The organism is Flagellimonas abyssi, assembly GCF_019457905.1.
Classification (GTDB): domain Bacteria; phylum Bacteroidota; class Bacteroidia; order Flavobacteriales; family Flavobacteriaceae; genus Flagellimonas; species Flagellimonas abyssi.
The window spans coordinates 54,117-80,815 of the sequence record NZ_JAHZSV010000022.1 but is presented as its reverse complement, the minus strand read 5'-3'; the positions used below and the strand labels follow the sequence as shown (position 1 = coordinate 80,815).

Sequence of the window (26,699 nt, the reverse complement as noted above, 5' to 3'; positions counted from 1 at the left end):
AGCCCTATCTTTCGATCCAAAAAAAGTTTAAATCACTTCAAAATGAAGATTATGTTAAACAATTACTTACTTCAAAATGGGTAAAAAACGTGAAGGAAGACCGTATTAGAATTGCTTAACGAGGGACCGCCATCGGCAGTTGATATTACTATTTTGAGGGTTCTAAAAAATGGAACGACTGTAAATGTAATCTAAATATATTGATTTACAGTAGATTTGCAACGAATAGTTCATGAAAAAGGAATCAAGGGTACAAATCACGGTTGTGGTATACCGTCTTAAACGGAAAAAATGAGCATTGTGAAATCATATGACCGATAAACAGCTATCTATATGGGGTGTGAGGTGGTTCAAAGTATCCGTTTTAGTGACATTCTTTATCGATACCTTCCGTATTTGGGGGTCTAAAGGGCAAATGATCTCCACTGATGGACATGCCCCACCATAGAAAGACTGAAATCGAAAGTTTGAAGCTTGAAATTTCAAGAATGACGATGTGTTTTAAATATCTGAAAAAGTCACACATACACCTTGACTTGTAGGATTGATTCAAATAAGGTCAGAGATTCAAATGAAGGAAAACCAATATGCTCATGCTGTTTTATCCGAAGGGAAGCTACTTTCCGTAAAATTTTAGTGGGAGGCTTTATCCTTTATTTGAATTTGAGCTTTTTCCTTGGTTATTTATACTTATCCATACACTCTTTCAAAAGTCTGTAAGCTCTCGCAATATGTCCTTCTACCGTTTTTGTTGAAATTCCAAATTCTTTTGAGATTTCACTGTAGTTCAGTCCGCGGACCTTGCCCCCTAAAAAGACCTCTCTGCATTTATCAGGAAGTCCTTCCATACATTGGCGCAACAGTATTATGTGCTTTTTTGGTCGGTCCTCTTCTTTTTCCACAGCTAGCATGACGGCCGTATGGTAGTAGGAGGAAAGCATTTCGTTCCTAAGCCTGAGATGTCTGTATTTATCCATGAGTTTATTGTACACTGACTTATAAAGAAAAGCATTCAAAGAAGTTTGGATCTTGATTTCCCTGCGCTTGTCCCATAGGTTCAAAAAAACATCTTGCACCACATCCTCAATGATCTCGTGATCTTGGCAATAACTCAAAAGGAAGGAACACAACTTTTGGTAATAGGAGGAATAGAGCTTTTCAAAGACTTTTTTGTCTCCTTTCTTGAGGGCATTCAGTATAAATATGTCAGTACGCTGCTGCAAAAAGAGGTTGTTTTTTTAAAAAAAGAGCAAAAACATAAATTTTTTGTCCTTTAAAGGGGGGGGATGGGATCCTCCCGCGTCATAAGATTAAATAATTATTAAGTATGAATCAAACGAAGGTTGATAAATTACTGCTAAAATTAGTTGAAAATCGAATTTCCGAGCAAGAGTCGGAGGAATTATTGCAGTGGCTCAAATCTGAGGAAAACCAGAATTATTTTAATGAGTTTGTAGAGATCAACCATTTGTTGAATTCAAATCAGCACTTTCCAAATGGCAAGGAACTGCAAAAAAAGCTCAAGATTGTCGAAAAGAAGAACAAGTACGCTTCATTGCTAAAATATGCTGCAGTGATCATTGTCGTGGTAACCTCGGGCCTTATTTTCAAGGACAGTCTTTTTTCCACGAACGATCCCGTAGTGCCTGCACCAGTGGTGACCAACAACAAAATACAGCCAGGGAAGAATGCCGCTGTATTGACCCTTGGAGACGGAAGCGACATCACCTTGGGAAAGGAAACAGATTATAGCAACGAAATTTTGAAAGCAAAGGGGGATCAAGTGGTTTATTCCCCCAAGGGTCAAAACAACAAGGTCGAATACAATTATCTTACCGTACCAAGAGGAGGCCAGTACTCCCTTCAGCTTTCGGACAGTACCAAGGTCTGGATCAATTCGGAGTCCAAATTAAAATACCCGGTAGAGTTCGTTCCAGGACAGAGTCGGGAAGTATACTTACTATATGGAGAGGCCTACTTTGAGGTGGCATCGAGCGAAAATAACAACGGTGACGATTTTAAAGTATATCACAAAGAACAAGAAATCCAAGTATTGGGAACCCAATTCAATATTAAGGCCTATGGGGAGGAATCCGAAGTGCTTACAACGCTTGTAGAAGGAAAGGTATCGGTAAAGATAGGAGAGGAAGCCCTGGAGATGACTCCTGGGGAGCAATCAAGACTTGATTTGGACACGGGCCTAATCTCTGTTTCCAATGTTGATGTCTTCTCTGAAACCTCTTGGAAATCAGGAGTTTTTAGCTTTAAAAAGAAGTCTTTGAGCGATATAATGAAGACCCTTTCCCGATGGTATGATATGGAAGTGGTCTTTGAGAATAGCTCGCTTAAGGAAAGAAAGTTCAAAGGAGTGCTTAGGAAGAACCAGAGTATCGAGGAAGTGCTGTCCGTCATCATGTCCAGTTCATTGCACAGTTATGAGATCAACGATAAAACCGTCATACTCAAGTAAAAAATAACCAGCCATAAAAGGAAGTAGAACCTTAAAAACCAGTATATGACTTAAAAGAGAACCCAAAAAAGGGGACGAACCAAACTCGCCAAAGTTAAATGGTTCAGTCCCCGGATAGTATTATCAATTAATTGTTCAGAACTAACTAATAACAATCAAATTTATGAAAACTAAACTAACGAAAGTTGGGTTGCTTTTTGGCAATCGACTTTTATTGCTACTCATGAGAACATTTATATTTCTATGTTGTCTTACGGTATTCAGTTTTACGCCCAATGATCTTGTTTCACAAAACTCCAGTATTAAAATAGACCTTGACGGGGCAATGACCGTTGATGAGGTGTTTGACCTTATTATGAGCCAAACCGACTACAGTTTTATCTACGAGGTGGGGATGTTCGATGATTATCCGGAGATAACGGTAAAAAAAGGCAGGATCAGCACCAATAGGCTTTTAAGAAAAAGCTTGGAACCGGGCGACCTAAACGTTGTACTGACAACGGACAACACCATAATGGTAAAAAAAGCGGATTCGAGAAATCGACGATCACAGATCAATGTTTCCGGTACCGTTACCGACCAAGAAGGTTTTCCTTTGGTCAATGTAACTGTTTTGATCAAAGGAACCACCAAGGGGGCCACAACGGATTTTGATGGTAACTACAGTATTGCGGTACCTTATCCCGAGAATGTGCTCCAATTTATGCATATGGGGTTCGAGACACAGGAGGTAAAGGTAGGTGACCAAGCTACGATAGACGTTGTGATGAAAGAAACGGCTCAGGCGCTGGAAGAGGTCGTGATAACCGCTCAAGGTATCAAAAAATCGAAAAAAGCTTTGGGTTATGCCATTTCACAAGTAAAATCGGAGGAGGTCGAGCAGCGTCCCGAAGCGGATTTGGCAAGGACCCTACAGGGTAAGATTGCTGGTGTGGTGATTACCCCGGCCGATGGACAGACAGGTTCCGATTCCCCTATACGAATACGTGGAAATGTATCGATAACCGGCTCCAACAACCCTTTGATCGTGGTAAACGATGTACCTTTCAATGGATTGTTAAGGGACATCAACCCCAACGATATTGAAAGTATGAGCATACTCAAAGGTTTCAATGCTTCCGTACTTTATGGTAGTGAGGGTAGGAACGGGGTTATCCTGATCCAGACCAAAAGTGGCTCCGCTAGAACAGGACAGGCAAAGACTACGGCTAGTTATTCTACCACCGTGTATACCAATACGGTGTCACAATTACCTGAATTTCAGAATACTTATTCCAACGGAGGGGAGGGCGAGTTCCAGCCTACCTATCTTTCCAATTGGGGCCCCGCATTTTCGGATATTGGTACAATTGACCATCCGTATGCTCCTTTGAGCGATATTTTTCCACAATACGAAGGTGCAACCATGAACATTTCCGCCAAACCTAATAATGTTCGGAATATATTCAGGACAGGGGTCGGGACAACACATTCATTGACCGTGGCCACATCGCAGGAAAAGGTCGGTTTCAATATTACCGCTGGCTATACGGATGAAAAAGGAATTATAGACCATAACGATTTAAAAAGGTTTAACATCAGTGTCGGAGGGCGTGCCCAGATATCCGACAAGTTGGACCTTAGCGCTACCCTTAACTATTCGTCACGAAAAGTAAATAGGGTGTACGGTGAAAGTATTTTCAATGTAGTCTACTATCAGCCTCGATGGATTGATTTGACCGAGCTTCCCTATCAGAATCCATTGACCGGGGAATCCGTGTATTACAGAAATGATACAAATCCGCTGTGGATGTTGCACAATACCGGGACCAACGATATTGTCGAACACGTATACGGTACCGTCAATGCCAATTATAAATTGAGTGATGATTTCAACCTAATCTATAGGGCTGGTTATGATAGTAGGCATTTTAGTGGTTTTGAATATTCCAATAAAGGAGGATACGACGACAATACTTTTAAAATAGGATACCTGCGTTTGGACAGCGAAAGAGATATAGATGTTAACCAGACCGTAATACTTGGGTTTAATAAGAATATTACGGAAGACCTAAATTTGGAGGCACAGATTGGGGCAAACTCCAGAATTACCCGATACCAGAGTCGGTCATCGGATTCCGATGGACAAGTGGTATATGGTTTTTTGAGACCCAGTAATTACGTTACCACCGAAGCGGCATACGAGTCGGAAGATGAGAATTTAGCCGGTGTTTTTGGACAGTTCCAGTTCGCTTACAAGCGCTACCTATATGCAACACTGTCGGGAAGAAACGATTGGGGAAGTACGGTCGAAAAAGCCAATCAATCCCTCTTCTATCCAGGTGCATCCCTATCTTTTGTGCCGACCTCTGCCTTTGATTTTGGGGGGAATGTAATCAACTTTTTAAAGATCAGGGGGGCTTATGCAACCTCTTCAGGGTACCCGAGTGCGTACAGGACCAGGGGAACCTTGGTGATAGATAACCTCAGATTTGCAGCGGCCGATGGGTCGTACCCGGTAACCAATAGGTACAGTACAAGGTTTGCTAATCCAGACCTGGCACCTGAGCTGCACCGTGAGTTCGAGCTTGGATTGGAAACCAATATGTTCAACAATAGATTGACCTTGGAAGCCTCCGTTTACAAACGAATTTCCGAAGATCAGATTGTAGGTGCTCCCTTGGCAGGCTCTTCAGGTTTTGACACGCAGTATATCAACCTAGGTAGAGTTGATAATAAAGGTGTTGAAATTGACCTGGGCATAGATTTGTTCAAGAATGATAATTTCCAATGGAATTTCCGCAATATTTTCACCGCAGACGAATCTTTAGTGGTCAAGACTACAGACACGGGGGCCAACATCAACCTTAGCTCTACGGACGACAGGTTTGCTGTAGAGGGTCAGCCTTTTGGAGTTATCATGGGGGATTATGCCCTTAGAGATGGCAATGGGAACCTGCTTATAAGCGGAAACGGTTCCAGTACAAGGGTAGGTGAGGTGATTACCAGTAGCGATGTTGGGTTTGATGATAAGGTCATCGGAGATCCCAATGCCGATTGGCGACTGACCAACATCAACACCTTTAGCTATAAAGGTTTTAGGTTTTCGGCACAGGTTGAATACAGACATGGTGGCGAGATCTACTCCTCGGCTGTGAGCAGCATGTTGCAACGTGGGGTCACTAGGGATACCGAGGATAGGGACGGTGCATTCGTCATTCCCGGATATCTGGCGGACGATGCTACCGGAGCGCCCTTGTTGGATGCAAATGGGAACGAGATTCCCAACACCTTTCAAATGAATCCAGGTAGGATATCGTATTCCAATTACTACAATGCCAATGACCTTGCCATGTGGGATACCTCGATATTTAGGATACGGGAGGTTTCTTTGGGGTATACCTTAACAACACAAAAAGGACAATCACTCCCCTTTAAGAGCATCAACTTTACCCTTTCAGGAAGAAACCTATGGTACAGGGCACCGAATTTCCCAAGGTATACCAATTATGATCCAGAAAGTGATGGACTGGAAGGAAACAGTACAGTCCCTTCCACCAGAAGGATTGCATTGGGCATAACAGCAACATTTTAATCGTACCTAAAAAGAAATAACATGCAAAATATAGTAAGATACTTTAGTATAAGCACACTGGCCTTACTGCTCTTTATGGGTTGCGAGGTCTCCGATTTCGATCTACAGGAGAACCCCAATTATCTGACACCCGATAGTGCGGACCCGGAATACATGCTCAACGAGGTACAGTACCTCTTCCAGCATTACATGAAATGGATGATCGTCAACACGGATGATGTGATGAGATATGAAGCCATGACGGATACCTATGGCGATGTGGTTCCCACCAGCGTTATGGATGGGGATACCAGTAAAGAATGGGATACCTATTATGAAGCATTGAACAATGTACGGACTATTGAGGCACTGGCGGAGGATGACGAAACCTTGCTCTTCCATAGCGGTATCGCGAAGCTCTTGATGGGCTATATGACCGTGACCATGGTGGATTATATAGGGGCCATTCCCTATGCCCAGGCCGTTAACAATTCCGAGTACCCAAATCCCGAGCTGGATGGTGGCGCAGCCCTTTACCAGATGGTATTGGAGGATATAAACGAGGCCAAAACGGAAATCGAAGATGCCAACTTTGACTTTTCTACTGATCTTTTCTATGGAAGCGACAAGGGTAAATGGATAGCCTTTGCAAATTCCCTCAAATTAAGGATGCTTGTTCAGGCAAGATTGGCAAGTACCGATATAGGCATAGCGGATATGCAAGCCGAAATCAATTCCCTATTGTCTCAAAACTTGATTGATTCGGGCGAAGAGGATTTTCAATGGCCCTATAGTACCGTACAGGAACCGGAAAGTAGACATCTGTATTTTCAAAGAGCCTATGTGAGCGGTTTTGACCAATATATCGGGAACTATTTTATGTTTCAGCTCAAGGAATCCAAAAACAATCCAGATCCAAGAATTCGCTATTACCTCTACAGACAGTCCAACGAAGATCCTTTCAGTGGACCTCCGTACCTGCCTTGTCAAGGAGATCCGGACGTAGATTATTGCTACATAGGTAATCAGTATTGGGGCTACGACCATGGGGAAAGCCGTGTAGGAAGAGGGGACAATCTGCTGAGAACCGTTTACGGGGTTTACCCGGGCGGTGGTAGCTTTGATGAAGACCAATTCGTTGGCGCACCGAACACTACCGATAACTTGGGCGGAGCGGGAATCCTGCCCTTATTGACCTCTTCGTATGTTAGCTTTTTGCGTGCCGAAGCAGCATTGACCCTTGGAACCAATGACGACCCTGCAACATTGCTTGAGACTGGAATTCGCAACTCCATGTCCAAAGTAATGGCATTCGGAGGAGTAACCTCTGATCTTCAACCCACAGCTGCCGATGTGGACGCCTATGTAGATGAGGTCATGCAGGATTATTCAAATGCCACCACCGATGAGGCACGATTGGATATTGTAATGAAGGAATACTATTTGGCCGCTTACGGAAACTCCATAGAGTCTTATAACTTCTACCGAAGAACGGGATATCCATCCGACATGCAGGTGCCCATAGATGATGACAATCCCGTATTTCCAAGAAGTTTTCCATTATCCAGGTTGGAAGTACAGCGAAATCTGTCCCTTGAACAGAAAAATAACTATGACAAGGTATTTTGGGACACCAACCCTGATAGTTTCATTAAATAAACAGCAAAACGATTTCTATTATGAAAAGTAATATAAGCATACAATTTCTATTGGGACTGTTATTTTTGATAGGCTGTTCCAATGATAACAATACGTTTGAGGACATTACGGACCGAGGTGGTTTTGTTTCCTTTGATCAAACGCCAGAACTCAGCTATAGCGTGCTCAGCTTGGATTCCGATGTAATCAGTGCACAATTGGTGGATTCCAACGGCAATGCCGACAGTTATTCACTCTCCGTGACCTACGGAGATGCAACAGCAGAGGATATCGTCACAGTAACAGAGTTTCCTTATCAATTGGAACTTTCCATCAGTGATATTATTGATGCACTCGGTCTGACTGAGGATGACATCGAACTGGGGTCCACCATGTCCTTTGTGGGTACGGTAACCAGTCCTAATGGTACCTTTAGCGGTGCCTCCCCGGATTTGAACGATAATAATGTGAACGAAGGGGGAGATACCACGGATAGATCCAAGTTGTATTTCCCGAATCAGGCCATGGAGTTTTCCATTTCCTTTTTTCAGCCCGCTGGTAAAAAAATCAGGGGAACCTCATTTGAAGAAGTTCCGATTGGTGCCGAGGACGACACTTATGACCGAAACGGAAGCAATGATGAAACCCTTGACCTGATCAATGGCGAAGTACCTCCCTACGTGGATTATGTTGCAGCGGGTACCGGTATAGACGACGAGCTCGGTTTCGATGCGGAATATATTGCAATCACGGATATCAGCACCAGCAGTCTCGGTTTTTCTGAGGAACGCATCGGTGTTTTTTCTCTTTTTGAGAATTATGAAGCGTATCCAGATGGGGTTCAAGGTTTCCATTCGGAAGATGCCGATGGAGCTATACGACTGACCTTTGATACCGTGGAGGTGCCCGAGGGGCAGCAGAACTCTGGGGTATCTTTTCAAGTGTTTTTTGGTGACACCAGCTGGGAGGAATTGGACGGTATACATGCCTATGCCAATATTACCACCGATTCGGGTTCTGAGGTTCTTGAACTGGCCAGTATCTATAGTGACGATATCGAGGAAGTTGCCGGGCAGTGGTATGAAATCAATAGTGGATACCTAAGAGGTGTACGTTCCTATGAATTGGTCATTCAGATACAATCTGGCGCTACACCCGAGTCTTTTGATATTGACAATGTGATCATTTATGAATCCGAGGATTAGGACTGTTATTAATTGATTTCTTGAGGATAATTTTATGCTCAAATACATTGAAATGTCAGCCCCAAAGGTATGGGGCTGACATTCCATTAAAGAAAAATCCTGATGAAAAGAAAGTTTCTAGGTTTCATGGTGCTGGTGGTCCTGCTGTTTTCCTGTAAAGATAAAAGCAGAATCAAAGCAGATATTTTGATTGTAAACGGTACTGTATACGATGGGGTGGGGTCGCAGCCCCGATCCGTTGCGATTGCCATAAAGGACGATAAGATTGTTTGGCTCGGTGACAACAACAAAAGCGAGGTGATGGCCACAAAAACCATAAAAGCACAGGGATTTGTAGTGTCGCCCGGGTTTATTGATCCACACACCCATGCCACAAACGATCTGGACGACCCGGAACATTCACACAACAAACCATTTCTTTTTCAAGGAGTAACAACCGTAACCATAGGCAATGATGGAAGCAGTCCCTATCCCCTGTCAAAATACAGGGAAGCGTGCGAAAAAAATGGTGTAGGAACCAATGTGGTCACTTTGGTAGGTCATGGGACCATCAGAAAGCAAGTCATGGGTGAAAGTGACAGACAGGCCACTCAGGAAGAGCTAGAGCAGATGAAGTATTTGATGCAGCAAGAGCTGAATACTGGGGCGTTTGGAATGTCAACAGGACTGTTTTATGCACCGGGCAGCTACGCCACAACGGACGAGGTTGTGGAACTGGCCAAGGTCGTTGCCAAAAACAACGGTTTTTATGATACTCATATGAGGGATGAGAGCACTTATTCCATTGGGTTGATACCCGCTGTGCAAGAAACCATTGAGATTGGTGAAAGAGCAAATATTCCAGTACATATTTCACACATAAAATGTTTAGGTGTCGATGTTTGGAAGCAAAGTGATTCCATTATAAAAATAGTGGAAACGGCACAACAAAAAGACATCGATATCACAGCCAACCAATACCCGTATAATGCATCCGCAACAAGTTTAAAAGCTGCCGTTGTGCCCCGATGGGCCGAAAGTGGTGGAACCGATTCATTGTTCATACGTTTTCAAAATCCGGCACTTCGGAGTAAAATACTTGAAGAGACGCAGAGGAACATCACAAGAAGGGGAGGAGCGGACAAATTACTTGTAATACAGGCGCCGGATACCACACTTGTGGGAAAGAATGTTCTGGAAATAGCGGAAGACCTTGGAAAATCACCTGAAAATGCTGTTTTCGATATATTGAAAACGGGCTATATTAAAATAGCCTCGTTCAATATGAACTCTTATGATATTGAGAACTTTATGGTACAACCTTGGGTAGTGACCGGTTCGGACGGAGGTTCGGGACATCCAAGAAAGTATGGGACCTTTCCATACAAATACCGAAAATTTGTCAAGCAAGACAGTATATTGAACATGGCCTCCTTCATTAATCGGAGCAGCTCTAAAACTGCAGAGATCCTTAAACTTTCCAAAAGGGGCACGATCCAAGAAGGAAATTATGCGGACATTATCATTTTTGATCCGAAAAACTTTACCGATAAAGCAGATTATATGGATGCTTTTCAAATTTCGGAAGGGGTCATCTACAGTATAATCAATGGAAAACTATCTATTGAAAATGGAAAATTTACAAAAAAATTAAACGGAAAAGTGTTACAACCTTAGGCTTCTCCAAGAGACGCGATTCAATGGGCACAACTACCGCTCGGTGCTTAAAAAAGTCTAGATATGATGCTGTTTTCCACAACACAATAAAAAATGAGAACTAAAAAGTTGATTAGAAAGTTTAGCCAAGTGAAGGGCATCCTCATGGTTTTGATACTGGTGGTTTCGTGCTCTTCAAGTGGAGGAAACGACGAAACCCCGATAGATGAAGATACCCAGGCCCCTACAAAACCATCGGGATTGGTCGTGGAAAATGTGACCCAGACCACGGCAGATTTACGTTGGGATGCATCTTCGGACAATGTTGGGGTCAAAAATTATTCCATATATCAAAACGGGACTTATTTGGCCAGTTCAGGGCAAACATTCTATGCCTTGAACGATTTGGAACCCGGAAGTGAGTATACCTATCAAGTTTTGGCGACCGATGCCGCAGGAAATGAATCCGAATTAAGTCAAACATTACAAGTGAATACTATTGGAACCATTGCAGCAGAGCTTCAATTCGCATCAGGGAATATTGATGCATATCTGCAAAACCTGATTCTTGATGCTCCAGGGAGCGGGGAAAATAGTTATAGGAAACCCAATGGCGCACAATTGGAGCAATGGGAGGATGTAATCAATGCTTTATTGAGCAATGATATTTCAGAAGCTGTTTCCAAAGCGGTTGATTTTAATTATCAGATTACAGAGTTCACCGACACAGGATTATCGCCCAATCAGGTTTTTTATGTTTTGGCCGAGTACGAAGCCAATACATCCAACTACTGGGGCATCTATGTTTTTAGTAAAACCCCCGAAAAGGAGAATTTGGTATTGATGGCCCCCCATGTTAAATACGACACCAATACTGGTCATCAGGCTGCATATTCTTTTAGGAACAATGTGGCAAAAGCTCTTTTGTTGAGCAGTGCGCACAGATGTAACAGTGATGATGCTTCCGAATGTTCTGGAACAACGTCAGCATGTGGGAGCAGTGGCGCCTATCGTATATCGGATTTGGCCCATAATACCATTTCAGCGTTTCAAAAGACAACGGAGCTCATTGCTACAAGTTCTCCGAATACCATTTTTGTACAATTGCACGGTTTTGGTAAGGGAGAAGGTGACCCGGATGTAATCATGAGCAATGGAACCACAGACATCCCAGATATGGACTACGCAGCCCTTATCAGGGACGCCCTTTTGGTAGAGGACAATACGTTAACGTTCAAAATTGCCCATATAAATACAGATTGGACCCGGTTAAGGGGTTTTACCAACACACAAGGTCGTTTTATCAATAGTTCTCCCGATCCTTGTGGCACTTCAGCCACGGAAACATCGGGAAGGTTTATCCACATAGAACAGGCACGGCCAAAACTTCGTCAGGATGCTTCGGGTTGGGCCAAGATGAGCAATGCCTTGGGAAATGTTTTTTAAATGGTAGACTCCAAACAGCTCCAGCAAATTAATATACTAAATCGTTGATCAGATGGAATTCTTTTCGATGAACCGCCGTCCTAAAATACTATCAAAACAATTTATTCTCATGATAATCAGATTTTTATTATGAGATTGTGTTGACGGTCGATACAATAATTTATACCACGAATATGACAATAAAGAGATATTTTGAAACCGTTTTGCCTCTTGCTTTGGCGCTAATAATGGTTGATTGTACCCTGCCCAAAAAAGTAAAGTTTAAAAATCCGGTAGACACTAGTGACAAACCGATAGATTATCAAACTAAAAAGACCTATTACTTTGAAGCATTGGGAGTTTCAGTGAGCAATGAATTTGATGGAGCTCGCCTCAACGGTGCTAACCAATTGAATGATTCAACGATTACATTGTATTTTGCCCCAGAGAACACTCCCATCAACAAGAGCCCTTACTATGCTTTTGAAACTTGGTCCGAATTACCAAGGCAGGTTTACTTTGAGTTTGAGTATCCTGAAGAATTCAGGCACAGGTACAAACCCAAAAAGAGAACGAATGGGGAATGGGGCATTATGGATTCTGTGAATGTAATCAAATCAGGTAAAGGGCGGATGCTACGGCTAATGGTAAATAGGGAGCCCCAACTAATTGCGGCCCAAGAAATCAATAGTTCAGATGATGTGAAACAATGGTATCTGCAACATATTGTGGATTCCAATGATTTTGTACACTTGGGAAGCGCCGGTAAGTCCAACTTGGGGAGAAATATCCCGGTTTTGGACATGTACAGGGGAAATCCGCAAGGCAAACCCATTGTTGTACTTTTAACAAGGCAGCATCCTCCAGAAGTCACAGGCTTCTTCGCTTTTCAAAAATTTGTTGAAACTATCGTGGAAAACTCTGCACTTTCCACTAAATTTTTAAGCAAATATAGGGTGTTGGCTTTCCCAAATCTTAATCCAGATGGAGTGGATTTAGGGCATTGGAGACACAATTCCAATGGGGTGGATCTTAATCGGGATTGGTCCAAATACCGACAAGCTGAGGTTCGCAATGTAGCCTCTTATATTGAAAAAAGTAGTAAAAGGGATAAAGGGAAAATTATTTTGGGGTTGGATTTTCATTCCACTTATGAAGATGTTTTCTATACCAACAAGACTCGTGAAGGAACTACCATGCCCCACTTTATCGATGATTGGTTCGCTCGGTTGGAAAAGGATATTGAGGATTACAAAGTAAACGAAAAAGATTCCAATAGTAACAAACCCGTATCAAAAGGATGGTTTTTGTATGGACATGGCGCAGTTGGGATTACTTATGAAATAGGGGATAGCACGCCAAAGGAGCGTATACTTGAAATCGGAAAGGCATCCTCACTGGCCATGATGGAATTATTATTGGAGAAATAATGGATCATGAATTAGACATACATCGCGAAGTATAATAGTCCATGGAATTCTAAATGCTTTGTTATGATAGTATATAGAAAGGGGAATATAGGCCACCTCTGGATGCAAATGTTTTTTTCAATACTTCTTCATGATCTATGTACACCTTTTTCCTGTCCCATTCCGTTTTCTTGGTAAATTTTCAGAAGATACTACGGTAAATAGCGCTGACATATGATATATGTCAGCGTTTGGATAAAAAAGTAAGGTCACTTTTGTGTCTTGTTTAATTTAAAAAAAGTTTGTGCCTAAATCAATACACACCTTCCATATTCCGGTAATGGGGTTAGCCTATACCATAGACAGTCCAATTCGTGTGGCCCACTATGGAATTTCTTCTGTAATATCCATAATTGATGATGAGCTTATGGAGAAAATGAATTCGTTTTACAGTAAAAAATTCAATCTTCCCTATCAAGAAATTTCAAAAAAAGTACAGGATTATCGAGCCAAACGTGTTACTTCTTATTTAAACTTGGTGGATGCCATTGTTAAGGAAAAATTCGCAAAATTTAAAAAAGAACTGGCCGAAAGTAAATTGGTATTGGAAAGGTTTATCGCTACCCTGCCCAATAAATCCTATTTAAAGGAAGGACTTTCTAATTTAATCAATGAAGATTCAGTACGTAAGGATGATATAGAAAACTTTTTGGAAGCACATTTAAAAGCTGGGGACATTGATGTGAATATCATGACAAAAGTTGATAAGGATAACTTTGTCAAAAATGAGCAATTGCCTATCGAATTCAATGATGCACATGCATCACTTCGGGGTTTTGCCAATAGTAACCTAAATTCTTCAGTAGTGCTTTCTGCAGGAATGAACCCAAGATTATATAGTTATTTTGAAAATTTCAAAGATTTCTTTCCCGATAGGAACAACCAGTTAAAAAAGAAGATTGTTCTAAAGGTCAGTGATTACCGTTCGGCGATCATTCAAGGTAAATTCTTGGCAAAAAAGGGACTTTGGGTTTCCGAATATAGAATTGAATCTGGTTTAAACTGTGGAGGACACGCATTTGCCACGGATGGCTACTTATTGGGGCCTATTTTAGAAGAATTTAAAAATAAAAAAGAAGAGCTGGTGCAAGACACGCACAATGTTCTGACTAAAGGGTTGCAGCACAAAGGGCTAGCTGTTCCCGAACAGCCCTTAGATTTAAACATCACCGTTCAAGGTGGTGTCGGCACGGCCAGCGAACACGAATTTTTACTTAAAAATTACCAAGTTGATTCCGTAGGTTGGGGAAGCCCATTTTTATTGGTTCCGGAAGCTACATCGGTAGATAAGAAAACTAGGACGTTATTGGCCAATGCCATGGAAAAGGATTTGTATTTAAGCAATATTTCGCCTTTGGGAATTCCTTTTAACACCATAAAAGGCACCACAAACGAGTACCACAAACAAAAACGTATCCTTAACAATAAAGCGGGGAGTTCTTGCCCAAAAAAATATTTGGCACTGAGCAAAGAATTGGGTGCAAAAGGCATTTGTACAGCTTCAAAAAAGTATCAAGATGTGAAACTGCAAGAATTGGAGGCCAAAACGTCTGAAGTCTCCCGAAACACCTATGAAAACGCCAAAGCCAAAATAACTGAAAAGGCCTGCCTCTGTGTAGGTTTGGCCAATGCGTCTTTTTTGGAAAACGATATTGAAATAAAAGGACAGAAACAAGGTGTGGTCATTTGTCCAGGACCTAATATGGCTTATTTCGATAATGAAGTGTCACTTTTCAAAATAATGCAGCATATTTATGGAAATGGGTCTATACTTTCCCCCATATATCGCCCAAATATGTTTGTGAAAGAATTGAAAATGTATGTGGATTATTTGAAAAATGAAATAGAAACTATTTCAGAAGAAGTTACGACCAAACAAATCAAGAAATGGGAGGGTTTTAGAAGTAATTTGTTCAATGGAATTGCCTATTATCAGGATTTGTTTCTAACGTATCTATCTCCTGAAAGCACCAACATACAAAAGGACCTTCTGTTTTTTAAGGAAGAACTCATAGCAGTTACTATTCCAGAAATGAAAGAGGTATAATTTAAGGGTTGATAAAACGAAAAACATCGTTTGTTTGAACTTTTCTTTGATTATAAAATTTGGACAACTCTTTTCCAATAAAGTGTAAACTCTTTATAATCAAAATTACAGCCGTTTTTGCGAAGGCTACAGGTTGGTATATGGCTCATACGTGAAAAATCGGCACGATTTTCCCACCGAGACTTAAAGGTGTGGAATAGCGCATAACATTGGTCAGAAAATCATCCGCAATGTGTTGGATGAGCCGGATGGTTAAGACCACCAAAAACGGAAGATTTGAGCTGCCCAATATTTGATTTTAGTGAGTTGAAAATTAGATTTTTGTGTTAGTTTTGAAAGTGCTCAATTTTGTCCGGCGAAGGAGGTATACTATGTCCGGCGTTTCCATTATATCTAACGCTTCCAAATTTTTGTTCGGTTTTGAAATAGACCCAAATGACTGTAGCTTTACTTGATTTTAAAACTATAGAGGTAAGGTGCTCTATGGGCTCCTCCTGTAAATAGCTTTTCATGACGGACCAAGCTTTTTGTAGCCAGCATCCTCCGTTGGAATGCGGTACGCTTAAAGGTTTCGCCCATTATCTTTTCATAGGCATTCTGCAATTCTTTCATGGTAAATTTTGTAGGAAGCAGATTCATGCCCAACAATTTTTTGTCCAGATTTTCACGTATGGTTTCAAGTGCTTTTTGGACAATTTCCTCATGGTCCATCATCAATGGGGGAAGTTCATCCAATGAATACCATTCAATACTGTCGGCCAAAGAATCAGGAATGGGATTGACTTCTTCAAAATTGATCAATGCATAATAGGCGATGGAAATAAACCGGTCCAATAGCCATTCATGAGCCTTGATGTCCAATCCATTCATTTCCAATATTCGCTCCATGGCTTTGGAATCAAATCTATCGAGATCCCCGAAAGTATGGAACTGCTCCAAATAAAGGTCTTCTATTCCTGTGCGCTCCATTACACCTTTGGTGACAGCATCTTTGAGACTTTCGTTTCGTTTTACAAAACCTCCAGGCAAAGCGAATAAGCCGGTGTTTTGATATTCCAACACCAAAATTTTTAACTGCTTTCCATTGAAACCAAATATGACAGAATCAAATGCGATATGGGAAAGATAGTCTTCCTTTTTAGGCCCCAGTGAATGTTTGTCAGTGTTCAAAATAGATTTTTTGTAAATAAAGCATGAAAAGTCGAAAAAACAAAGTATTATTGTAACAATATGTTACAATAACAAAGAGAACAAACGCACAATGAAGAAATTAGCTATCAACTTAATGATTTTATTAGGATTTGGCATTAGTGCTCATGCACAGAACACTAATGCCTTTCCAGTCCAAGTGAAACTGAAAAACGGAACAATTGAAGGACTTTATGACACACATTCGGGCATCCAAAAGTACTTTGGGATTCCCTTTGCAAAACCACCTGTAGGGGAACTTCGCTGGAAAGCTCCCCAACCTTTGGATGCATGGGAAGGTGTTAAGGAAACAAAAGCATTCGGTCCTCGACCTATACAGGCTATGGTATTCGGGGATATGAAATCCCGCTCAAAAGGTTTGAGTGAGGACTGTCTATACTTAAATGTATGGACACCTGCTAAACACAGCGAAAAAGACCTTCCTGTTTTGGTCTATTTCTATGGAGGAGGAAACGTTGCTGGAGATGCATCCGAGTATAGATATGATGGTGAGAGCATGGCCAAAAAGGGCATTGTGGTCGTGACAACCAATTATCGCCTGAATATTTTCGGGAATTTAGCACACCCTGAACTGACCGCAGAGGCCCCGTATAAAGCATCTGGTAATTACGGTCAATTGGATCAGAACATGGCCCTCAAGTGGGTGCAGGAGAATATTACAGCATTTGGTGGTAATCCCGAGAAAGTGACCATTGCAGGAGAGTCTGCAGGTTCCATAGGCGTGAGTGTACAGATGGCCTCCCCCTTGTCAAAAAGCCTTATTGCAGGGGCAATAGGGGAAAGTGGAGCGGCAATTTCACCTACAATGGCTCCTGTTTCCTTGGAAGAGGCAGAGAAACAAGGAACACAGTTTCTTGAAAGCACAGGTGTGGAAAATATAGCCGAGCTAAGGAAACTGAGCACAAGAGAAATCTATGAAAAGTATAACGACTCCAAAAGGTTTGGTTTTCCCATGGTAATTGATGGCTATCTTCTACCCAAAACGCTGCCTGAAATTTTTGCTTCGAAACAACAGGCCCAAGTACCGTTATTGGTTGGATGGAATTCTGCGGAAATACCGGGTATGGCATTTACACAGGGCCCAATCACAAAAGAGGCTTTTGTTGAAAAGGTAAAGCAAAACTATCCCAAGAAATATGAGGAGGTTTTGGAACTCTATCCTCATGGCACATCCACGGAAGTAGAATGGGCAGCGACCAATCTCGCATCCGATAACTTTATAGTTTACAGTACTTGGAAATGGTTCGATTTGCACCGTAAAAACTCAGACCAACCGGTTTATCGATATCTATACAGCAAGATACGTCCACCCTTACGTGATCAAAATAAAGTTTCGGGATTGGCGGGCGGAACCGTAGAAAGGGATTCCGGAGCACCTCAAATGCCCAAGGCAATCGGGGCGCCACATGCCGCAGAAATCGAATATGCTATGGGCAATTTACATCTTGTGGATGATTATGCCTGGACCGCCGATGATTATAAAGCATCCGACACCATGCAGGAGTTCTTTGCGAACTTTATTAAAACAGGTGACCCTAATGATGGGGAGCTTCCTACTTGGGATGCCGCCAAAGCAAATGATGGTAATCCTCCTGTAATGGTCATTGATACCAAAAGCGAATTGATCAAAGCATCGAACGATGCTCGCTATAACTTTTTAGACCAAGTTTATAAAAATTGATTCTCTTTACTGGAATAGCGATTACTGTGGTATTGCTGGCACTTATCCTTTCTAAAAAGGTAAGTGCCCTTTCCGCTTTGATTCTGGTCCCTATTATAGGTTCGTTGATTGCTGGCTTTGGTCTGGATACCGCAGATTTTGCCATACAAGGCATCAAGAATATTGCACCGGTGGTCGCCATGTTCGTCTTCGCCATATTGTTTTTTGGTGTTTTGACCGATGCTGGGATGTTCGACCCGATTATCAATACCATCCTTAGATTGGTGGGGCGCAATCCAGTAAAAATTACCATAGGTACGGCCATTCTTTCAATGATTGTTCACTTGGACGGTTCTGGAGCGGTTACTTTTCTCATTGCCGTTCCCGCTATGTTGCCTCTTTTTGAGGAGCTCAAAATGGACAAAAGGGTATTGGCCTGTGTTGTTGCCCTTGGTGCAGGAACAATGAACCTCGTCCCTTGGGGCGGACCTACCATTCGGGCAGCTACGGCACTACAGGTCGAGATAACGGAATTGTACACTCCTGTAATGATACCCCAATTGTTCGGAATATTGTTTGTTTTGGTCATTGCATGGTATTTAGGCTCAAAAGAGGCTAAAAGGCTTCAACTGGGTTCCATGGATGATGATAAAGTTGACGGGTATCAGAAAAAAGTTTCAGAAGAAGAAAAAAGGATGAGAAGGCCTCAATTGTTCTGGTTCAATATCTTGTTGACCATTGCAGTGATTGTATTGCTGATCATGGGTATTGTCGCACCTGCACTGCTATTTATGCTAGGTACCATAATTGCCCTAATGGTAAACTATCCAAACCTTAAAGATCAAGCTTCCCGGATAGATTCCCACGCAAAAGCATCCCTTTTGATGGCAAGTATCCTACTGGCAGCGGGTGTCTTTACCGGCATCATGACAGAATCCGGTATGATTGCTGAAATGGCAAGTGCAATGGCTGATGTAATTCCTGATGGTGCAGGGGAACAAATTCCGCTCATCATGGCAGTCACTAGCATGCCCTTGAGCTTTGTTTTTGACCCAGATTCCTTCTATTTTGGATTTTTGCCCGTGATATCTGAAGTAGCAGGTCAATTTAATGTAGAACCCATTAGTGTGGGTCAGGCCGCCATATTGGGGCAAATGACCACTGGGTTTCCATTGAGCCCATTGACAGCAACGACATTCTTGCTCATCGGTTTGGCAAAAGTGGATTTAGCGGAACATCAGCGGTTTACTTTTAAATATGCATTCGGTGCGACCATTGTTATGACCATTGTATCTATATTAATAGGAACTATTCCCATATAAAGCATGATACCAGAAAAAATTATTCGCATTGGCTCGGGAGCAGGGTATTCGGGTGACCGGATAGAACCCGCTGTGGACCTGATAAAAGAGGGCAATTTGGATTATATCATATTCGAATGTCTTGCAGAGCGGACCATTGCCTTGGCACAATTGCAGAAAATGCAGGATCCTGAGCTGGGATATGACCCTTTATTGGAAGAGCGGATGAAGGCCTGCTTGACGCATTGTGTTTCAAAAAAGGTTAAACTTATCAGCAATATGGGAGCGGCCAATCCATTGGCAGCAGCAAAGAAGACCGCAACGATTGCCCAAGAACTTGGTCTAACCAACTTAAAAATAGCCGCCGTGTTCGGGGATGATGTTATGCCCATGTTGGATTTCAGCACACAGACCTTTTTGGAAAGCGGCGAACCCCTATCGGTTTTAGGGAATAAAATCATTTCCGCAAATGCTTATATGGGCGTTGAGGGAATTTTAATAGCATTGGAAGAAGGGGCTGATATCATATTGACAGGAAGAGTGGCCGACCCTTCCCTGTTCTTGGCTCCACTTATCCATGAATTCGATTGGTCGATGAATGACTATCCACTCTTGGGAAAAGGAACGGTCTTAGGGCATTTAATGGAATGTGCGGGCCAAGTATGTGGGGGCTATTTTGCCGATGGAGTAAAAAAACAAGTTCAGAACTTGGGCAATCTGGGGTATCCCATTGCAGAAATAAAGAATGATGGCTCATTCCATATTACCAAATTAAAGGATTCGGGTGGTATGGTGACACCTGCAACATGTAAAGAACAATTGTTGTACGAGGTACATGATCCTTCCGCATATTTGACACCTGATGTGGTTGCGGACTTTTCCAATATAACGTTAAAGGAGATAGAAAAGGACAAAGTTGAAGTTTATGGTGCTTCGGGAAAGACATTGACTGGAAAGTTGAAAGTTTCGGTGGGGTATCATGATGGTTACATGGCTGAAGCGCAAATAAGTTATGGCGGGAGCTATGCATTGGAAAGGGGCCAATTGGCCATTGAAATTGTCAAGGAACGACTTGAAGCCAGGAATCTCGTAGTAGAAGATATTCTTTTTGACCTTATCGGAATCAATAGCCTTTTTAAAGAGTATAATTCAGACATCAACCCTCAAGAAGTACGGTTGCGTGTAGCGGCCAAAACCAAAACCAAGGAAGCAGCCGTAAAATTGGTGAATGAAGTGGAAACCCTATATACCAATGGTCCGGCAGCCGGTGGCGGTATTTCCAAGTTAGTTACGGAGGTCATAGCCATTCAATCCATTTTGATTGACAAAAAAAAGGTGGTGCCGCAGGTTGAATATTTTGAAAGTTAATTATGAAACTTAAAGAGATAGCACATTCGCGAACAGGAGACAAAGGGGACATGGTAAATATTTCTGTGATTGCCTTTGATGAGAAGGATTATCCCATAATTCAAAAAAAAGTGACCGCCGAAAAAGTCAAGCTTTTTTTGGGTGAAACTATTCAAGGGGAAATAATACGGTATGAGGTTGCAACATTGGGAGCAATCAATTTTGTAATGCACAAAGCTCTTAGGGGAGGGGTCACCCGTTCGTTGCGATTGGATAAACACGGCAAGACATTGTCCTCTATTCTGTTGGAAATGCCCATAAATACTAACGATTAAAAACAAATTGATGAAAACGTTTTTACACTTCACATTGTTGATTTTCGCCTTTCAGATAATACATGCGCAATCTGAAACGGGGAGTATTGTCATTGATTCCATTTATTCGGAGCATTTGGTGAATGATTTTGGAGAGAACCCTACCCGGAAAGTAGGGGTATATCTTCCACCTAACTATGGAACCGAAACCAAAAAATATCCGGTCATCTATTTTTTACATGGATTTTATGGGGACCATACCCTATTGGAACCTATGAAGGAAATTTTGGATTTTGCCATAGCCACTAAACGTATTCGACCCTTTATTCTAGTGATACCCGACCAAAAAACAACTTACGAGGGAAGTTTCTATTCCAATTCTGGAATTTTTGGAAACTGGGAAGATTTTACGGTAGAGGATTTGGTTGCCTATATGGACAAGAATTATCGTACCATCCCCAAAAAGGAAAGTCGTGGGATAACCGGGCATAGTATGGGCGGTTATGGAGCCTTGAATATTGCCATGAAACACCCCGATGTATTCAATACAGTGTACGCCATCAGTCCAGGAGCTCTGGCCATAGTTAGGGAATATGGCCCCAATAGCGACACCTTTAAGGAACTATCTGAAATATCCACCTATGAAGCATTGGAAAAAACCTACTTTGGAAAAGTAATGGTGGCATTTGCACGCTCATGGTCGCCGAATCCCAACAATCCGCCTTTTTATTGCGATTTTCCATTTGGATACGAAGATGGGGAATTGGTCATACACCAAGAAATACTCAAAAAATGGCACGATAATATGCCGTTCTACAACCTTGAGAATTACATAGACAACTTGAAAAGTTTAAAGGCCATCAAAATGGATTGGGGTCGAAATGCAGGAGAACGCTTCACGCAACAATGCAAAATGTTCAGTATTAAATTGGAGAATCTGGGCATTGATCATTTTGCAGAAGAATATATCGGAACCCATGTCAACAATATATACACGAAAGATGGGCGTATTCCACAACAGGTGTTGCCCTTTTTTGAATATTATCTGGAATTTAGATAACGACAATAAGGCTGTAGGTTAAACTGGGATATCAATATTCTTTACACTTGAATGATTGAGTAATTCATCAAACGGATTTTTCCAAAAAGTTATTTATCATCCATTTCTAAAATTATCTACGAAAACCATTTCGAAACGCTGATGATTAATTGGTGTTGTCATAAATTGCTGTAAAACAGTGAGTTAATTGATTTCTTTTGAACAGTTCAATTCGAGCCTAAACAATCTTGCTTTGGATTGTTTTAACTTAAAGAACACTTTTGAACTGGGCATTTTTTATATTTAACCATATAGTTCAACAATTAACTTTCATGTATTATATAGGTATTGATTTGGGCAGTTCTTCAATAAAGATTGCACTGGTCGAAGCGTCCACAGGTAAAAAAGTAACGGTCGTACAGGAGCCGGAAGAAGAAATGTCCATGATGGCCACAAAACCAGGTTGGGCGGAACAAAGCCCCGAACTTTGGTGGGAATTGGTATGCAAGGGGATTAAAAGAATTTTAAAGGATCATAAGATATCGCCGGCCAATATTTCAGGGTTGGGAATTGCATATCAAATGCATGGACTTGTTATTGTGGATACCGACGGCATACCACTAAGAAACTCCATTATTTGGTGTGATAGTCGTGCCGTGGAAATTGGCAACCGTGCCTACAAGGAAATGGGCGAGGAAAAGTGTGATACCAGATTATTGAACGCCCCTGGAAATTTTACAGCATCCAAATTAGCCTGGGTCCGCGAAAATGAGCCCGAAGTGTTTGATAAAGTCTATAAATTTATGCTGCCCGGCGATTATATAGGGTACAGACTGACTGGTAAAATAGCTTCAACCATATCAGGTTTATCAGAAGGTGTTTTTTGGGATTTCGTGGAGAACCAGGTTTCCAAAGAGGTCCTAAAACATTATGGAATTCCAGAATCCATGGTCCCCGATACGGTAGATACTTTTGGGAACCAAGGAGAGGTATCCAAAGAAGGTGCACAACAAAGCGGTCTATTGGAAGGTACACCAATTTTGTATCGTTCAGGGGACCAGCCCAACAATGCACTGTCCCTTAACATTTTTGAACCGGGTGAAGTGGCTGCTACAGGCGGCACTTCGGGAGTAGTATATGCCATTACGGACAATCTTTCGGTTAAGGAAAGCTCTCGGGTCAATAACTTTGCCCATGTCAACTATCGTCAGGATACTCACACTAGAATAGGAAAGCTGCTATGTATCAATGGGTCCGGTATACAATATAGATGGCTTCTGAACAACCTAGATGTATCCTCCTATGAAGAAATGAACGATTTGGCATCGAAAATAGGAATTGGTTCGGACGGACTCAGTATAATTCCCTTTGGTAACGGAGCTGAGCGTATGTTGAACAACCAAGATATCGGTACCCGCATTGTGAACCTTGACCTTAATAGACACTCAAAGGCACATCTCTGTCGGGCCGCCTTGGAGGGGATTGCATTTTCCTTTGTATACGGTATGGAAATCATGAGTTCGGATGGCGCAAAGGCAAAGGTTATAAGGGCAGGCAACGATAATCTATTTAGGTCTGCCATATTTGCCGGTACCATTTCTACCCTAATTCAAGAAGAAATAGAAATATACAATACAACGGGCGCCATAGGTGCGGCCAGAGCATGTGCCATATATGAACATGGCCAAGAAAAGTTTACATCTTATATGGACAACGACCATGTGATGACCTATAGGCCCCATGAAAACAAGGAGCTCTATCAAAAGGCATATGAGAATTGGAAAAATGAACTACAACTAATATTAAAAACCAAAAAATAATGGCACATTTAGGCAACAAAGAATATTTCACCGGAATAGGTGATATTAAATTTGAAGGAAAGGAATCCGACAACCCTTTGGCATTTAAATTTTATAATCCGGACCAAGTGGTGGCGGGCAAAACCATGAGGGAACATTTTAAGTTTGCCATGGCTTATTGGCATACGCTATGTGGAACAGGGGGAGACCCTTTTGGACCTGGCACCAAACAGTTTCCATGGTCTGTGGATAAAGACCCAATTAAGGCAGCAAAGGATAAGGCCGATGCCGCTTTCGAGTTTGTGACCAAAATGGGATTCGATTATTATTGCTTCCATGATTTTGACTTGGTGGATGAGGCAGATTCTTTGGCCGAATCCGAAAAACGATTGTCTACCATAGTGGATTATTTGAAGGAAAAGCAATCTGCCTCTGGTGTAAAATTGCTCTGGGGCACCGCCAATTGCTTTTCAAACCCTCGTTACATGAACGGTGCAGCTTCCAATCCCAATTTTGATGTACTGGCCTATGCCGGTGCACAAGTGAAAATGGCTCTGGACGCTACTATTGCACTTGGAGGTGAAAATTATGTGTTTTGGGGAGGTCGTGAAGGATACATGTCTCTATTGAACACGGATATGAAACGGGAGCAGGACAATATAGGCCGATTTTTGGGCATGGCTCGGGACTATGCTCGCAAGCAAGGTTTCAAAGGAACTTTCTTTATCGAGCCAAAACCGATGGAACCCACAAAACATCAATATGACTTTGATGCTGCTACCTCTATCAACTCTATACGGGAATACGGACTGGAGGATGATTTTAAGCTCAATATTGAAGTGAACCACGCCACCTTGGCACAACACACCTTTCAACACGAACTACAAGTCGCAGCCAATGCGGGGATGCTTGGAAGTATCGATGCTAACCGGGGTGACTATCAAAATGGTTGGGACACCGACCAGTTCCCTAATAATGTGCTAGAGGTAACCGAAGCCATGTTGGTCTTCCTCAAATCGGGTGGATTGCAAGGCGGAGGTGTCAATTTTGACGCCAAAACACGAAGAAACAGTACCGATATGGAGGATATTTTCTATGCCCACATAGGAGGCGCGGACACCTTTGCCAGGGCACTTTTGGCCGCTAATGCAATCATTGAGGAATCTTCATACGAAGAACTTTTAAGTCAAAGGTATGCATCTTTTCAAGAGGGTAAAGGAGCTGAGTTCAGCTCAGGAAAATTGGAATTTTCCGATCTTTTTAAGCATGCTCTCGAAACAGGTGAGCCAAAACAGATTAGTGGCAAACAAGAGTTGTTCGAGAACATTGTTGGGAGATTTGTTTAGTACTCCAAATAATTAAAATTCACGTTTATACTGACCGCCCATTGAATTTTTTAAAATTCTGAATGGGCGGTTTGCCGTTAACTAAATTTCTTCTGGAATGCTCCTGCCCTAAAGATGGTTTCGATGATATTAAATTGCTATCTTTTAGAGCTATATTTATGGTATCCATGAAAAAGTTGACCCTAAAGGCCATTGCTGCCCATTTTAATGTATCTGTATCCACGGTTTCCAAAGCTATAAACGATAGCCATGAAATTAGTGAGGAGCTTAAGGTCAAGATCAGGAAATTTGCCAAACAGAACCACTACAAGCCCAATCGTGTAGCCCTCAACCTTTTGAATAGGAACACCAAGACAATTGGCGTGGTGATCCCTAATATTTTGAACTATTTTTTTGTCCAGGTCCTATTTGGTATAGAACAGGTTGCCGATGAAAGGGGATATAGTATTATTACCTGCAGTACCAATGAATCTTTGGGAAAGGAGGTTAAGATTCTGGACTTCTTATGCTCAGGATCAGTGGACGGGGTTATTATTTCTACTGTTGCAGGAGAAGCTCAATTGTCCGAACACATTGCACATTTTGAGGAATTGTTACAAAAGCAGATTCCATTGGTCATGTTTGATAGGGTAACCGAAATGATCGAGTGTGACAAAGTGGTCGTGGACGATATTGAGGCCGGTTACAAGGCCACAAAACATTTTTTGGAAACAGGGTGCCGCTCTTTGGCCATCATAAACCCAATCCCCAATTCTTCAATAGGTCGGTTAAGGATTGAAGGTTTTAAAAGAGCATTGAAGGAACAAGGCATTCCTTTTGATTCAGATATGGTGGTATCGCTCGGAGTTGAGGATGATCTAGAACTTACTCTTTCACTTTCTTTGAACTTGAAAGCACTAAATGGAATTTTGGTCTTTGATGAGATTACTACCGTTAAGGTAATGGACCTTTTGCGCTCCAAGGGCTTTTTGATACCAAAGGATATCTCTGTAATCGGGTTTACCAATGGAGAACTATCAAGATACGCCAGTCCACCAGTAACAATGATCAGTCAGCATGGGCGATTTATCGGGGAGACCTCTGCCAATAAATTGATTGATAGGATAGAGGGAAAGGACGATAAAGCGAAGTTTGAAACTAAGACTATAAAAACAAGTCTTGTGGTAAGGCAATCCACGCTTAGTATGGAACAACAAAATTCTTGAAGTATAAGCGAAGAATATTGGGATGATGGAATTTGCA

18 protein-coding genes are annotated in these 26,699 nt (G+C 41.9%); 16 read left to right on the top strand and 2 right to left on the bottom strand.

All coding sequences use genetic code 11. The features are described 5' to 3' along the window. Positions 1-680: 680 nt before the first annotated feature. Positions 681-1,223 (bottom strand): RNA polymerase sigma factor, encoded by a 543-nt coding sequence (locus K1F36_RS14480; RefSeq protein WP_220114477.1) that lies wholly within the window; start codon positions 1,221-1,223, stop codon positions 681-683. Between the two features lie 104 nt (positions 1,224-1,327). Here K1F36_RS14480 and K1F36_RS14475 point away from each other — a divergent pair, with 104 nt between their 5' ends. The 8 genes from K1F36_RS14475 to K1F36_RS14440 all read left to right on the top strand — a co-directional run bounded on the left by K1F36_RS14475 (position 1,328) and on the right by K1F36_RS14440 (position 15,442). After that, complete coding sequence (locus tag K1F36_RS14475) at positions 1,328-2,470, top strand: FecR family protein (RefSeq protein WP_220114476.1); 1,143 nt, start codon at positions 1,328-1,330, stop codon at positions 2,468-2,470. A 223-nt stretch (positions 2,471-2,693) separates the two neighbouring features. Continuing rightward, the gene (locus tag K1F36_RS14470) at positions 2,694-6,044 is read left to right on the top strand and encodes a SusC/RagA family TonB-linked outer membrane protein (protein ID WP_220114475.1); all 3,351 of its coding nucleotides are present in this window, start codon (positions 2,694-2,696) and stop codon (positions 6,042-6,044) included. A gap of 21 nt (positions 6,045-6,065) precedes the next feature. Next, complete coding sequence (locus K1F36_RS14465) at positions 6,066-7,682, top strand: SusD/RagB family nutrient-binding outer membrane lipoprotein (RefSeq protein ID WP_220114474.1); 1,617 nt, start codon at positions 6,066-6,068, stop codon at positions 7,680-7,682. Positions 7,683-7,702: 20 nt separating this feature from the next. Beyond that, on the top strand, positions 7,703-8,866 hold the full coding sequence (locus K1F36_RS14460) for a hypothetical protein (protein WP_220114473.1): 1,164 nt from the start codon (positions 7,703-7,705) through the stop codon (positions 8,864-8,866). Between the two features lie 102 nt (positions 8,867-8,968). Then, positions 8,969-10,522, top strand: coding sequence for an N-acyl-D-amino-acid deacylase family protein (locus K1F36_RS14455; protein WP_220114472.1), 1,554 nt, complete (start codon positions 8,969-8,971; stop codon positions 10,520-10,522). 93 nt (positions 10,523-10,615) lie between these two features. Beyond that, the gene (locus K1F36_RS14450) at positions 10,616-11,947 is read left to right on the top strand and encodes a fibronectin type III domain-containing protein (RefSeq protein WP_220114471.1); all 1,332 of its coding nucleotides are present in this window, start codon (positions 10,616-10,618) and stop codon (positions 11,945-11,947) included. Positions 11,948-12,120: 173 nt separating this feature from the next. Next, positions 12,121-13,356: a M14 family metallopeptidase gene (locus K1F36_RS14445; protein ID WP_220114470.1), complete on the top strand. Its 1,236-nt coding sequence runs from the start codon at positions 12,121-12,123 to the stop codon at positions 13,354-13,356. A 319-nt stretch (positions 13,357-13,675) separates the two neighbouring features. Further along, on the top strand, positions 13,676-15,442 hold the full coding sequence (locus K1F36_RS14440; protein WP_220114482.1) for a hypothetical protein: 1,767 nt from the start codon (positions 13,676-13,678) through the stop codon (positions 15,440-15,442). A gap of 447 nt (positions 15,443-15,889) precedes the next feature. Here K1F36_RS14440 and K1F36_RS14435 read toward each other — a convergent pair whose 3' ends face one another. After that, positions 15,890-16,612 carry an NUDIX hydrolase gene (locus K1F36_RS14435; RefSeq protein ID WP_258539082.1) on the bottom strand — a complete coding sequence of 241 codons (723 nt, stop codon included), beginning with the start codon at positions 16,610-16,612 and terminating at the stop codon, positions 15,890-15,892. Positions 16,613-16,703: 91 nt separating this feature from the next. On the opposite strand from K1F36_RS14435, the gene K1F36_RS14430 reads away from it, so the two are divergent. The 8 genes from K1F36_RS14430 to K1F36_RS14395 all read left to right on the top strand — a co-directional run bounded on the left by K1F36_RS14430 (position 16,704) and on the right by K1F36_RS14395 (position 26,662). Beyond that, positions 16,704-18,332 (top strand): carboxylesterase/lipase family protein, encoded by a 1,629-nt coding sequence (locus K1F36_RS14430; RefSeq protein WP_220114469.1) that lies wholly within the window; start codon positions 16,704-16,706, stop codon positions 18,330-18,332. After that, positions 18,329-19,633 (top strand): CitMHS family transporter, encoded by a 1,305-nt coding sequence (locus K1F36_RS14425; RefSeq protein WP_258539081.1) that lies wholly within the window; start codon positions 18,329-18,331, stop codon positions 19,631-19,633. The genes K1F36_RS14430 and K1F36_RS14425 overlap by 4 nt, the downstream gene beginning before the upstream one ends. A gap of 3 nt (positions 19,634-19,636) precedes the next feature. Next, entirely contained in the window at positions 19,637-20,980 is a 1,344-nt protein-coding gene (locus K1F36_RS14420; protein ID WP_220114468.1) for an acyclic terpene utilization AtuA family protein, read from the top strand. A 2-nt stretch (positions 20,981-20,982) separates the two neighbouring features. Beyond that, positions 20,983-21,294, top strand: a complete 312-nt coding sequence (locus K1F36_RS14415; protein ID WP_207032840.1) for an AtuA-related protein — start codon at positions 20,983-20,985, stop codon at positions 21,292-21,294. 10 nt (positions 21,295-21,304) lie between these two features. After that, positions 21,305-22,333, top strand: coding sequence for an alpha/beta hydrolase (locus K1F36_RS14410; protein WP_220114467.1), 1,029 nt, complete (start codon positions 21,305-21,307; stop codon positions 22,331-22,333). 311 nt (positions 22,334-22,644) lie between these two features. Further along, positions 22,645-24,132: a xylulokinase gene (locus tag K1F36_RS14405; RefSeq protein ID WP_220114466.1), complete on the top strand. Its 1,488-nt coding sequence runs from the start codon at positions 22,645-22,647 to the stop codon at positions 24,130-24,132. Continuing rightward, positions 24,132-25,457: a xylose isomerase gene (gene xylA / locus K1F36_RS14400; protein ID WP_220114465.1), complete on the top strand. Its 1,326-nt coding sequence runs from the start codon at positions 24,132-24,134 to the stop codon at positions 25,455-25,457. The genes K1F36_RS14405 and xylA overlap by 1 nt, the downstream gene beginning before the upstream one ends. A 167-nt stretch (positions 25,458-25,624) precedes the next feature. Continuing rightward, complete coding sequence (locus K1F36_RS14395; RefSeq protein ID WP_220114464.1) at positions 25,625-26,662, top strand: LacI family DNA-binding transcriptional regulator; 1,038 nt, start codon at positions 25,625-25,627, stop codon at positions 26,660-26,662. The last annotated feature ends 37 nt before the right edge of the window (positions 26,663-26,699 follow it).